The organism is Wocania arenilitoris (assembly GCF_021728535.1).
In the GTDB taxonomy this organism is placed as follows: Bacteria; Bacteroidota; Bacteroidia; order Flavobacteriales; family Flavobacteriaceae; genus Wocania_A; species Wocania_A arenilitoris.
The window spans coordinates 51,312-63,929 of sequence record NZ_JAKKDU010000007.1; the positions used below are offsets into that span (position 1 = coordinate 51,312).

Sequence of the window (12,618 nt, forward strand, 5' to 3'; positions counted from 1 at the left end):
TTATTTAATTTAAAGGTTCCTATTATTAATTTATTAAAATGGCCAAATAATGGGCACAAGTATCATTGATATTGTAAAGAATATTAAAAGTAATGGCGTACCAACTTTTAAGTAATTCATAAATTTATAACCACCAGCTGTCATTACCATAGCATTAGTTGTAGTGCCTATTGGTGTTAAAAAAGCTGTTGATGCACTTATAGCAACCGCTATCATAAATGGTGCTGGTGATAGGTTTAGCGAGTTTGCAGCAAGTATAGCTATTGGCGCCATTAATACTGCTGTTGCTGAATTGTTTATAACTTGACTAAAAGTTGTTGTTAGTAAAAACACGCCGCCAAGTAAGAGTATGGGGTGAATAGCCCCTAAATAATCTACTAAACCATTTGCAATAATTTGTGCAGTTCCTGTTTTTTGCAATGCAATGCCCATAGGTATCATGGCAGCAATCATAACTACGCTAGTCCAACTTATACCTTTGTAAGCTTTAGTTATTGGTACACATCCTGTTAGTAAAATAATTCCAGCAGAAATTAATGCTGCTATAGAACCAGGTACAATTTTAAATACCATAAGTATTATCATTAAGACCAACGATGCTAGAGCGATATAAGATTTAATATTTAGGCTCTCTACATTTTTTGCCATGCCTTCTGGACTACCAATAATAACTAAGTTTTCGTGTTGCTTTTTTAAGTTGTCTATATGTTCCCAAGTGCCTCTAATTAAAAACGAATCACCAGCTCTTACTATAATTTCTTTTTCTTTTAGAGGTTTATTGTTTCGAGATGCTGCTAACAGTTGAATACCATATCGCTTAAAATAATCGCCTAATTTATAACGTCTTCCAACAAGTATAGAATTTGTATTTACTATTACCTCAGTCATGCCTACCTCTTGATTAATCAGGTTGTTTTTTAACTCTTCGGTAATAGGTTCTAAAGGTAATAGCCCCAGTCTAAAAGTAATCATCAGCCTGTTAATAGCTTCAGTTTCACCTTTTACGGTAATAATATCATGAAAGCGTAATTCTGTATTAGGATCAGGAAACTCTTCAAATTGGTGTATTCCCTTTAAAACATTTACATGTCTTCTTTTTAATCGAATTATAGAAACATTATATTCCTTTTCTAAATGCCAATCTTGAAGTTTTGTATTAATTAATGGAGATAAATTTCTAATGCGTAATCTATAGTAACCATCATCTACTTTATAAGCTTCAATCCAATTGTGTAAAGTGGATTCAATATTTACAGGTCTGTTATTTGTTTTGTTTTTTGGTAAAAGTTTGTAACCTATATACCTAAAATAGAGTAGTGCTATTAAAAGTAATGGCAATCCAATTAATGCAAATTCAAAGAATGAAAACCCTTCAAAACCAGCTTCAATTAAAGCGTTGCTTGCTATAATATTTGGAGGTGTTCCTGTTAGTGTTAGTAATCCACCAGTATTCGACCCAAAAGCAACAGGCATTAACATTTTAGAAGGTAATGTACCAATACTCCAAGCTGATGAAATGGTTAAAGGCATTAATGTAGCAACAGTACCTGTATTACTAACAAATCCAGATAATACTCCTGCGCCAAGAGTTACAATTACTAATAATTTTGGAACGCTTTTTCCTGCCCACTCCACAAACTTTTTACCAGCCATAGCTGTCCAACCAGTTTGTGCAATACCTTCTCCTATAATAAATAATGCAGCAATCATTATAACAGTAGGGTTACTAAAACCACTTAGAGTTTCGGTAGCATCTAGAATACCTGTTAAGAATAAACTTATCATAGAAATTAGAGCTACAATATCTGGTGTAAACTTGCCCCAAACAAAAAGCCCAATTGTAATAACTAAAATGAGTAGCATTAAATAGATCATACCTTATAATTAAAGGGTTTAATAATTATATTGTAAAATTACAGTAGAAGTTTCTGTATAATTATGATTAATGTCATGCTTTTGCAGTGACAGTTATTTTTTAACTATTGTTATATTTATCAAACAGAAACTGCAAATCTTATTTACGAATACGTTTTCGTAATTACGAGTTTTATGAATTTGCTAGTTTTTATTGAAGAATTACATGTGAATCTTTAATGAAATTGAATAAAAAACTAAAAAAAAATAGGATTAATAAGTTATTTTTGGTTTTTATGAATTATAAATAATTAATATGAAATTAGATATTCTTGCTTTTGGTGCACATCCTGATGATGTAGAATTAGGTTGCGGAGCCACCATAGCAAAAGAAATTGCCAAGGGCAAAAAAGTTGGTATTATAGATTTAACTAAAGGTGAATTAGGGACACGAGGCACTGCTAAAACAAGAGCCGTTGAATCTAGTAATGCCGCTGATATACTAGGTGTTTCTGTTAGAGAGAATCTAGGTTTTTCTGATGGTTTTTTTATAAATGATAAGCAACATCAATTAGACATTATTAAAGTAATTCGAAAATACAAACCAGAAATTGTGATTTGTAATGCAATTGATGATAGGCATATAGACCACGGGAAAGGAAGTAAACTAGTAAGCGATGCTTGTTTTTTAAGCGGATTGATAAAAATAGAGACTGCCGTTGATGATGATGTACAAAGTCCTTGGCGACCAAAACAGGTATACCATTATATACAATGGAAAAATTTAGAACCTGATTTTGTTGTTGATGTTTCTGAATTTATAGACATAAAAATGAAAGCAGTTTTAGCCTATGAAACACAATTTTATGATGCTAAAAGTAAAGAGCCAGAAACTCCAATTTCTAGCAAAAACTTTACCGATAGCATAAAATATAGAGCAAGAGACTTAGGGCGTTTAGTTGGTGTTGAATATGCCGAAGGCTTTACTGTTGAGCGTTATCTAGCAGTTGATAGTTTATTTAATTTAAAGTAGTTAAGAATATTATAGATTTTATTTTTAGAAGGTACTTAAAATATTAAAAAAAGTCTTTGTAGAAAAGATTGAAATCAATTACATTTGCACACGCATTGCAAAATGCTAGTTACATGGTTGCTTTTACTAGTTGGTTAGAGCATTCCTTTTATAAAACTTTTTTAAGGTTTTAAAACAAAATACATGGTGGTGTTCTTTCTGATGGTTAGAGCGCTCCTTTTGTAAAAACTTTTTTAAAGTTTTAAATTAAAATACATGGTGGTTGTAGCTCAGTTGGTTAGAGCATTGGTTTGTGGTACCAAGGGTCGCCGGTTCGAATCCGGTCTTCCACCCAAAAAGTAAAAGCCTTTCGAGTTATTTGGAAGGCTTTTTTTGTTCAATTAAATTTACTCTTTTAATGTGAATTTGTTATTTGTCTCTATAATACATTCCTAACAATGCTTTACCAGCTTTTTTTTCAAAATTCTTTTTGAAAGAAAGAAAATCCCAAAACCAAATTCTTTTATTGGTCTCAAATTTAGTTAAAACTATGCACTTTAGTGCATCTCGCTTTAGCTTCTAAAAATTTTTATCTTTGGTTTATGTCAGAGCAAAGAGTAAATGGACATACTGTTTCTAGATTAACAGTACATATAGTTTGGAGTACAAAATACAGATATTCAGTTTTGGAAGGTGATATCCAAAAAAAGTGTAGGTCTATATTGATACAGATTTGTGATGCGGAAGGGATAAATATCTTGAAAGGGGTTGTTAGTAAAGATCATGTTCATATGCATATAGAATATCGTCCATCACAAGATATTAGCAGTATAGTAAAGAAAATGAAGGGGAGAAGTTCTCGTCGATTGCAGCAAGAGTTCCCGAAATTGCACAAAAAATATTGGGGGCGGCATTTTTGGGCTATAGGATTTGGTTGTTGGAGTACTGGTAATATTACAGATGAAATGGTAAATGAATATTTAGAACATCATCGAAAATCAAACAATGATACAGATTCTTTTATACTTGAGTAATCACGAATTGTTTGCGTACTGCTGACTTTAGTCAGATTTAAAAACCTATGGTACTTTAGTCCATAGTGGTTTAGTTATAAATAATTCAATATTGTTTTTCTTTATGTTTTCTTTGTAAATCTCGTCAAATTTGAATTTATACGAAGATGAATTAAAACAAGGTAATTGCATAATTGTAAGAAATATAGTAATAGAACAAATAGTTCCGTCGCCACCTCGCCTGTATTTATTTATAGGGTAAAGCTTAATGTTTAAATCTGCATGCAAACTATCCTCAACAATTATAAATAATTCAGATGATTTCAGAATTTCAACTTCCTTTTCCAATGTTCGATTAATTATATAAGCTTTTGGCTGAGTATTAGTGTTTTCTAATTTTCGAAATTCTTTTGGTTGAACTCTGTATGAATAGCAAGAGCTTAAAAGCATAGCTAAGATAGTATAGAGAGCAAAAGTTTTCTTATTCATAAATTAGTTGCCATTTTTTTACTTACAAGAATAACTATGTTGTATAAAAATTATGATTCTTTTGGATCAACCTTAACCCGCTCATCTCTATTAGCCAATTCCCAAGCCGTATAAAAAATAAGTTGGGTACGTGTTTCTAAAAATTCGTAATTTATTTTGTCTGGAGTGTCAGATGGTCTGTGGTAATCAGCATGTGTACCATTAAAATAAAAAATTACTGGCACATTGTTTTTTGCAAAATTGTAATGATCAGATCGGTAGTAAAAACGATTAGGATCATCAATAGCATTAAAAGTATAATCCAATTCTAGATTTACATATTTTTTATTTACAGCTTCAGAAACATCATGCAATTCTTTACTTAGTCTATCTGACCCAATGAGGTACAAATAATTTTTACCATTTTCGTGTTTAGGATCTACACGACCAATCATATCTATATTTAAATTAGTCACGGTATTTTCTAATGGAAAAATAGGATCTACATCGGTATAATAACGCGAACCAAACAAACCAATTTCTTCGCCTGTTACATGTAAAAATACAATAGAGCGTTTAGGTCCATTACCTTCTTCTGATGCTGTTTTGAAGGCTTTAGCAATTTCTAAGATTGCTACTGTGCCAGAACCATCATCATCTGCTCCGTTATTTATTTCGCCATCAGATGATATTCCAATATGGTCTAAATGAGCAGATATTACAATAACTTCGTTTGGCTTTTCTGAGCCTTTTATAAATGCCACAACATTTTCTGAAGTTTTAGCTCTACCTTTAAAATACTTTTCTGGTATTTCTTGAAAATAATTGCCATTAGCAATTGGAGAAGGGATTTTAGCATCTTCATATTGTTTTTTTATAAATTCAATGGCTTTTTTTTGTCCAGGTTCACCAGTTTTTCTACCTTCAAAATCATCTGATGCATAGGTGTAAAGCATGTCTTTTAACTCGCTTGCTGCAATGGTTTTAGCATAGTCTGTAACATCTTTCTTTGCATTTTTATTATTTGAACTGCTACATGACGCTATTAGAATAGCCATACAAAAAAGCAAACCTATTTTTTTCATTATATATACGTGTTGTTTTTAAGTTACTATATTACAAAAAAGGGAAATAAATATAGTGATTATTTGCTCTTATTTTAAGAACTCGTTGTCTTCATCTTTTCTAATACGATGCTCTTGATTCGCTATTTGCCATGCTGTTGCAAATATAAGTTTAGTACGTGTTTCTAATACGTTATAATCTATTTTATCTGGTGTATCGGTAATTTCATGATAATCATCATGCACACCATTAAAGTAGAAAATAACTGGAATATCGTGCTTTGCAAAATTATAATGGTCGGACCGTTTATAATAATGATTTTTTTCACCTACAACATTATATCTATAATCTATATTAATGTTAAAGTAAGAATTATTTACTTTTTCAGAGGTATAGTGTAATTCTTTACTTAACCTGTCTGAGCCTATTAAATAGATATAATTTTTGTTATTTAAATGTGCATCATCAACTCGTCCAATCATATCAATATTAAGGTTTGTAACGGTATTTTTTAAAGCAAATACTGGGTATTTTGTGTAATATTCAGAACCTTGTTTATTCAATTCTTCAGCAGTAAAATGAATAAATAATACACTTCTTTTAGGGCCATTGCCATCTTTTTTTGCTTGATTAAAAGCTTGAGCAATTTCCATTATAGCTACAGTGCCCGATCCATCATCGTCGGCACCGTTAAATATTTCTCCTTTTTCTGAAATACCCAAATGATCAAGATGTGCTGAAATAATAATGACTTCTTCAGGTTTTTCAGAACCTTTAATATATGCTAAAACATTTTCTGTTTTTTTTGCTTTTCCATAAAAGAAACTCTCAGGTATTGTTTGATAGTAATTAGCATTATTGCCATAAGGAGATTCTATTTGTTCTGTTTGATAATATGATTTAAGAAACTGAGCTGCTTTTTTTTGCCCAATTTCACCTACTTCTCGACCCAAAAATTCATCCGACGAAAATTTATATAAATGTTTGCTTAATTCTTTTGCTGATATAGTATTAGCATATTTTAAGGCAAGTGTGCTATCTACTAGCTCAATGTTTTCCTTTAAATTTTTAATTTTAGTAGTGTATTTGGCTGTAGCACAGGTGCCAACAAGTGTAAATGCAAATAGTATAAAAAAAGTTTTCATGCGTGTTAGTAGCTGTTTTAAAAATCACATGTAACTTACAACTAATCTATTTTCTAATGACAGGAAATTTTTTAGAATGTTCGTTTTATTTTTAAAATTAGCTGCAAATATATAATAAAAGAAGAAAATGCTTACCCATCAATATGAATATCTTCAGCTTCAATTTCACCTTCAATCTCATCTTCATCAATATCTATATCATTTAGTTCTTCAATAGCTTCTTCTTTAGATGTAACTTCTTTTTTTTCTAAAGCCTCTATATTAGTTACCTCAGCAGTGTTGAATAACGATTTATATGTTGTTAAGGCTAATGCAATTATAGTTAGTAAAAAGGTGAATTGAATTATTTTTTTTACTTCGCCACTTTTCTTTGAAAGATAAAAAGCAATTAACCCACAAATAAGTGCAATTATAGATGGTATTATTGCTAGATTAGAAAGTGGTAAAACAGAAAGCATAATTGCTAATACAGATGCTATTATTGCCAGAATTGTAAATATTTTTTTCATTTTATTAATGTTTTAATCCAGAAGCAGATTTTATTTTTAATTCGCCATTACCCACTGGGATTTTAAATTTTCCGTAAACAGGAATTTTGTTTTCATCGGCTGTAAGCCATAAAAAATTATTGTTTTTACCTTTTAACACATCAGTTTGATTAGAGCCAATAGCCAACTTGTAGCATACTTTTTCTCCAATAGCAGTATTTATAGTTTCTTTGCTTAAATAGGTTAATTGACCTTTAATTTCTTTTCTGTCAAAAAGAATAGTGAACGATTTTTTGGTACCAATTGGCATACTTTTATAATCAAATAAACGTAATTTATAAAGTGTAGAAACTATATCTTTTGTTCCAGAATTTATACTAACGTTTTTGTTTTCTTCGTAATTGTTTTTCTTTTTTAATTGAGATTTTACTGTATTGGTTTTATGGCTAAACGAATATTTCATAAACTTATAATAGTTGCCTTCGTTAATATCGCGTTTATACAAATAAGGTGTTAATGTTTTTGGACTTACATAACTTTCGTATAAATCTCTAATCTTAAAAAAATTATCCCATTTGCTATAGGTTACCGCAGTACATTTTAATCTAAGTAAAGTAGCTTTTGATGTTTTTATGCTGCTGGTTTCCATAACTACTTCAGCAATATCTGTTAAAATTCCAGACATGCTATATGCTGCAGTATAAGTGAGCTTTTCACCTGGTGAAACAGCATTATTCTGTGCATTTAGGTTTAAAGAAATGAAAAGTATAACAGCAAAAATTTTTTGAATCATATATTAGAAATATTTAGTACTTATAACTTTTTTGTCGCATTAATTATGCCGAAAATACAATGCTTTATACTTTTATGCTAATTTTTATTTGTTAAAAATAGATAGGCTTCTCAACTGATAATTGTCATAGTTTTATTTTAATTCTCATCATATATTTACTAAGTAATCCATTTTATACTTTTATGCAAACCATATTACTACCTACAGATTTATCTAAAAACTCGATAAATGCCATTGATTATGCCGTAGAATTGTTTAAAGATGTTGAGTGTTGTTTTTATGTACTTAACGTGCAAAAAGCATCCTCTTTTATATCAGATGATATGATGGTTGTATCATCATCTGCAACCATTTATAAAACCCTAATTGATGCCGCCAAAATATCAATTTCAAACATTATATCTAACATTGAAAAAAAGCATCATAATAAGAAACACCAGTTTTATTCTGTAGTAGATTACGATAATTTTATAGATGCAATAAGTCAAGTATGTAAAAAACACAAAGTCAATTTAATAGTAATGGGTACAAAAGGAGCTTCTGGATTAGATAAAGTGATTTTTGGAAGCAATACGGTAAGAGTTATTCAACGTTGTGAAACACCTGTTTTGGCAATTCCTGATGGATGTGAATTTGCACCAATTAATAGGATTGCTTTTTCAACAAATCATGAAACGTTATTTGAAAAAGAAAAACTGTTATTACTAAAAGATTTGATGCGTTTATATAATTCGAATCTTACTATTATTCATATTGCCGATGAACATCATTTATCACAAAAACAAGAAAGAAATAATGATTTTTTCAACACTAATTTTCCGGATGCCATACATGAGTATATTGATGTTAATACAAAGGAAATGTTTTCCGTTATTAAGCAGTATTTATCAAATAATAATATAGAAATGTTATCAATGATGAGTGAGAAACATTCATTTCTAGAGCGCTTGTTTACTAAGCATGCTGTTGAAACATTTGCCTTAGGTATTAATGTGCCGTTTTTGGTGATAGAACGTTCTCGACCACTATTGGACTAAATTGAAAGGATTTAGTGTTCATCTTTTGCATAGCGTTTCATTTCTGAAGTAACTTTTTCAAGAGCTTGTTCCCAAGCGCTTAGTAATTTATCGCTATACATTTCACCTAGCTCTTCTTGTATAGTTTCTAAAAGGCATTCTAAAACAACAGGATAGTGTTCTGTCTGAACACCATAACGCACATGACTTTTACCTAAAAGTTGAAGCCCCATGGTTAAGCTTTCTGGCCTACTCATAGAATATACAATACCACCAAGCATATGTGTTAGAAGTCTTCCTTGTGACGACATATTATTTTTAAATAATGATTGGGTATCTGGAGCTTTATCGAATAATTTACCGTAAAATTTTTCAGCAAAAACATCTTCGTTTTTAAGTAAGAAATCAAGAGATTGCTGAAGTTCCAATTGAATATCTACATTTTGAAAACCTAAGAGTTCATGGATTATAGTCTCATGATTATGACCGTCCATTTGGCTACTAAATGAGCGTCCAATGTCTAATGTATCTGCAGGAATTCCTTTTAGGATAGAATCTGAGATTAAAATACTGCTAAGAGCTTTTTTATTGTATGACTGGATTCTGCTAGCTGTATTTACTGGATCTCCCACAACAGCAAATTGTTTATGCTTAGGATGACCTAAATGTCCGATATAGGCTTTTCCAAAATTAACGCCTATTCCCATTTTAATGTTCACATCAAAATCAACTAATTCAATACGATTAAGCCGCTCTATAGCATATTGCATACCTAAAGCTGCTCTTACGGCATCTGTAGAATTTTTACTTTTTATGCCTCCAGAGACTCCAAATAAGCCAATGATTTCGTCTCCTACATATTGATAAATAATACCATTATTTATTAGTATGGGGTCTCCTAAAACCGTATAAAACCTATTTAAAATGTGAGCCACATCAAACGAACTGTTTTTTGAAGTCATTTTTGTGAACCCCCGAATATCACAAAATAGAATTGCAATGGCGCGTTCTTCGGCTACTCCTTCTGGAACGGTTTCTAATTGAAGCTTGTTAACTTCAGAATTTGTCCATACGAGTCGTTCAATGCTAACATTACCTTTAGCATAACATTGACAAGCTAATCGAATAGATGGATCCCATTTTCTTAACCTTGCAATTTCTTGTTCTTTTTGCGTTCTAGTGTTTAGATTATGATGCCCTTCAATAACTCGTATTCTACAAGTAGTACATTGTCCATTGCCTCCGCATTCATGTATATGTGGAATTTGATTTGTGATGGAGCACTCTAAAAGTGTTGCTTCCATATCATGATGTTCTATTTGTTGACTTATTCCTGTATAAGTTATTAGGGGAGTGTTAGTGGTTGGCATACTATAGAGGGTTAATGAGGTTTAAAGCTACAAAAAAAATCATTGAATTGGCTTTTTGAAAGAAACTTTTGAATATAGTTAAGTACGATTGGGTACACCAAATTTTAAAATAATGATAACAGGCGCAATCTTAATTTTCAAGTTTAGATTGCGCCTGTTAATTAAAATCTACTCTGAGTTTTACTGTCCTTCTTTAATATAACCCCAGCCTTCTTGTTGCTTTTCAATGATTTCTAAAATACCATCAGGGACACTTCTTACACCATCAATAATTTGAGAATTTTCTATTTTATGACGTTTCATTGTGCCTTCGCAAATAACAAAATCGATATTACCCTTTTGGGCTAGCATTTCTAAATCTTCTGCAACAACAGATTTCTCTTTTAGTACCATTGCTATGGCGCCACTGTACATAACCACCTCAAAATTAGAGTCTGGGTAAGATTCCGACATCATTTTTACATGCCTAATTGTAGATTGATGTACTTTGGTATTGCTACTCGTTACATCGAATACAATTTTTACCGCATTTTCTTGAGCAAAAGACATTGTGGTAATTACCAATGTCATTAGTAAATTTATAAATGTTTTCATATTTATAAATTTTATTCTCCTGCAAAAATATAACCACAGCCTTTTGCTTGCGCTTTTCCAAGAGCCCATACACCAGATGGCACTAATTCTATATCGGAAATTAAACCTCCAATCCAATCTTTATATATTTCTTCAGGATTTCCTCCGTTTTTTTCGGCATATTTTCCGCTATACACCTGTAGAGCTAAATTGCATACGCAAAATAATCCTCCTCTACTTTGCATTTCTTTTATACCGCCTGGGCCATTAATTGGGTAGTCACCATCTTGTGGTTCGTACCATGGATTTCTTAATGCAAAATCTTTTGTGTGATCTTTTACTCCAAAAAATTCACCTAATTTATATTTTGCCCACATGTCATCATTTAATGCAAGAGGAATAGCAGAATGACGCAAAACGGTCATCGCAGTTATGTCGCTATCTGGTGAATCTGTTGAATTGTGAGATAGATAAAATGCCCAATTCCATAGTATTGGTAAACCTGCATGTGGCGTAGAACCGTCATACACTATACGATGTGTTCCTTTAATTTTGTCGAACCAATTTTCTGTAGCCTTCATTCCTTTTGTATCAAAGGTTTTTGTGCTTGCATAAATTGGGTTTGTTAGTACAGATATTGTACTTGCAGTTGCACCAAGAGCTATTGCTCCTAGAAATTGTCGTCTTGAATTACTGTCATTTGTTTTCATAATTTACTTGGTTTTAGTGATATTATATTTTTGTTTATAAAATGCCATTATTGGCTCAAATGGTCCTAATTTATGTTGTTCAGTAGGGAAGTTATCTGCATATGGTGGGTAAGGCGTAGATACAGGTTTTTTCTTTATATCTGGAAAGTCCTTTTCAGGATTCGATTTTTGAGGGCGATTGTGCATATTGATAAATCCTGCAACGTCATAGGCTTCTTCATCTGTCAATACCGGAGCATCATAAGTAGCTAGTTCAAAAGGCATATTCCCTTTAATAAATTTTGCAGCAGTAATAACTCGTGTCATTCCAGCACCATTATTAAATGAGTCGTCTCCCCAAAGTGGTGGGTATTCATAACTATAGCCGTCTGCATATAATGAACCTTGTCCGTCTATTCCATGGCAAGTCACGCAATGCTGAGTAAATACTTTTTTGCCATTATCAAGGTTTACTGCTCTATTAGGTATTTCAAGGTTTAAAAATCCTTTTCCTTTTATATTTCCATCTTCTGGCGCGTAACGACTTAACCATTCTAAATAAGCAACCATCCCTTTCATTTCTTTACTATCAAGAGGTAATACTCTGCCATTCATGCTGCGTTCCATACAACCATTTATACGTTCTTCTATGGTGCCAATTTTATTTTCGCGTCCTCTAAATTGTGGAAACCTTTGTATGATACCTATTAGTGGAGCTGAATATGGTTTTGTGCCTAGTCCTAAATGACAATTTTTACAGGATAACCTATTATTTTGATATACCATGTCTGGATTCCCATTATCTGGACCAATATATTTTGGTGTTTTTTGAAATAGTTCGAACCCATATTTTAAAAGTTCATTGTTTTTAGAATCAGGTAATGTCGAAACATCATAATTCATGTAATAAATATTTGGGAGATTATTTTTAGATTTAAATAAATCTAGAGGGATTGCATCAAAACAATAAAGTAGAGTTATGAAAGCTAATATTAATATTGAGCCAAAGTATAAAAACACAACTTTTCTGATTCTTTTATAAAAACTTGTAATTTCTGTATTCATAGTTAAATTAAATAATATCGTTTAGGTACTATATTAAATGGGTATGCTATTTATAAAGCTATACACA

The 12,618-nt window shown here is 31.4% G+C and carries 13 protein-coding genes and 1 tRNA gene; 4 read left to right on the forward strand and 10 right to left on the reverse strand.

Translation table 11 applies throughout. The features are described from left to right. Positions 1 to 33: 33 nt before the first annotated feature. Positions 34 to 1,875, reverse strand: a complete 1,842-nt coding sequence (locus L3X37_RS07115; RefSeq protein ID WP_237239479.1) for an SLC13 family permease — start codon at positions 1,873 to 1,875, stop codon at positions 34 to 36. Between the two features lie 295 nt (positions 1,876 to 2,170). Between L3X37_RS07115 and bshB1 the strand changes: the two genes are divergently transcribed. The 3 genes from bshB1 (at position 2,171) to tnpA (ending at position 3,900) form a co-directional block, all read left to right on the forward strand. Next, positions 2,171 to 2,887 carry a bacillithiol biosynthesis deacetylase BshB1 gene (bshB1, locus tag L3X37_RS07120; RefSeq protein ID WP_237239480.1) on the forward strand — a complete coding sequence of 239 codons (717 nt, stop codon included), beginning with the start codon at positions 2,171 to 2,173 and terminating at the stop codon, positions 2,885 to 2,887. Between the two features lie 257 nt (positions 2,888 to 3,144). After that, a tRNA-His gene (locus L3X37_RS07125) sits at positions 3,145 to 3,220 on the forward strand. A 248-nt stretch (positions 3,221 to 3,468) separates the two neighbouring features. Next, on the forward strand, positions 3,469 to 3,900 hold the full coding sequence (gene tnpA / locus L3X37_RS07130; RefSeq protein ID WP_237239481.1) for an IS200/IS605 family transposase: 432 nt from the start codon (positions 3,469 to 3,471) through the stop codon (positions 3,898 to 3,900). Between the two features lie 45 nt (positions 3,901 to 3,945). On the opposite strand, the gene L3X37_RS07135 is transcribed toward tnpA, so the two are convergent. The 5 genes from L3X37_RS07135 to L3X37_RS07155 form a co-directional block, all read right to left on the reverse strand. Then, entirely contained in the window at positions 3,946 to 4,368 is a 423-nt protein-coding gene (locus L3X37_RS07135; RefSeq protein ID WP_237239482.1) for a hypothetical protein, read from the reverse strand. A gap of 50 nt (positions 4,369 to 4,418) precedes the next feature. After that, the gene (locus tag L3X37_RS07140) at positions 4,419 to 5,432 is read right to left on the reverse strand and encodes a M28 family metallopeptidase (protein ID WP_237239483.1); all 1,014 of its coding nucleotides are present in this window, start codon (positions 5,430 to 5,432) and stop codon (positions 4,419 to 4,421) included. 69 nt (positions 5,433 to 5,501) lie between these two features. Then, entirely contained in the window at positions 5,502 to 6,557 is a 1,056-nt protein-coding gene (locus L3X37_RS07145) for a M28 family peptidase (protein ID WP_237239484.1), read from the reverse strand. Positions 6,558 to 6,688: 131 nt separating this feature from the next. Next, a complete protein-coding gene (locus L3X37_RS07150) occupies positions 6,689 to 7,066 on the reverse strand; it encodes an FUSC family protein (protein ID WP_237239485.1) in 378 nt (125 codons plus the stop codon). 4 nt (positions 7,067 to 7,070) lie between these two features. Next, positions 7,071 to 7,838 carry a DUF3108 domain-containing protein gene (locus tag L3X37_RS07155; protein WP_237239486.1) on the reverse strand — a complete coding sequence of 256 codons (768 nt, stop codon included), beginning with the start codon at positions 7,836 to 7,838 and terminating at the stop codon, positions 7,071 to 7,073. Between the two features lie 182 nt (positions 7,839 to 8,020). Here L3X37_RS07155 and L3X37_RS07160 point away from each other — a divergent pair, with 182 nt between their 5' ends. Next, a complete protein-coding gene (locus tag L3X37_RS07160) occupies positions 8,021 to 8,875 on the forward strand; it encodes a universal stress protein (protein ID WP_237239487.1) in 855 nt (284 codons plus the stop codon). Between the two features lie 11 nt (positions 8,876 to 8,886). Here the strand turns inward: L3X37_RS07160 and L3X37_RS07165 are convergent, their stop codons facing one another. From L3X37_RS07165 to L3X37_RS07180, 4 genes are all read right to left on the reverse strand, one after another. After that, positions 8,887 to 10,224, reverse strand: coding sequence for an adenylate/guanylate cyclase domain-containing protein (locus L3X37_RS07165; RefSeq protein ID WP_237239488.1), 1,338 nt, complete (start codon positions 10,222 to 10,224; stop codon positions 8,887 to 8,889). Between the two features lie 180 nt (positions 10,225 to 10,404). After that, a complete protein-coding gene (locus L3X37_RS07170) occupies positions 10,405 to 10,818 on the reverse strand; it encodes a DsrE family protein (RefSeq protein ID WP_237239489.1) in 414 nt (137 codons plus the stop codon). An 11-nt stretch (positions 10,819 to 10,829) separates the two neighbouring features. Further along, positions 10,830 to 11,507: a Tat (twin-arginine translocation) pathway signal sequence containing protein gene (locus L3X37_RS07175; RefSeq protein WP_237239490.1), complete on the reverse strand. Its 678-nt coding sequence runs from the start codon at positions 11,505 to 11,507 to the stop codon at positions 10,830 to 10,832. A 3-nt stretch (positions 11,508 to 11,510) separates the two neighbouring features. Further along, the gene (locus tag L3X37_RS07180; protein WP_237239491.1) at positions 11,511 to 12,551 is read right to left on the reverse strand and encodes a c-type cytochrome; all 1,041 of its coding nucleotides are present in this window, start codon (positions 12,549 to 12,551) and stop codon (positions 11,511 to 11,513) included. Positions 12,552 to 12,618: the final 67 nt, after the last annotated feature.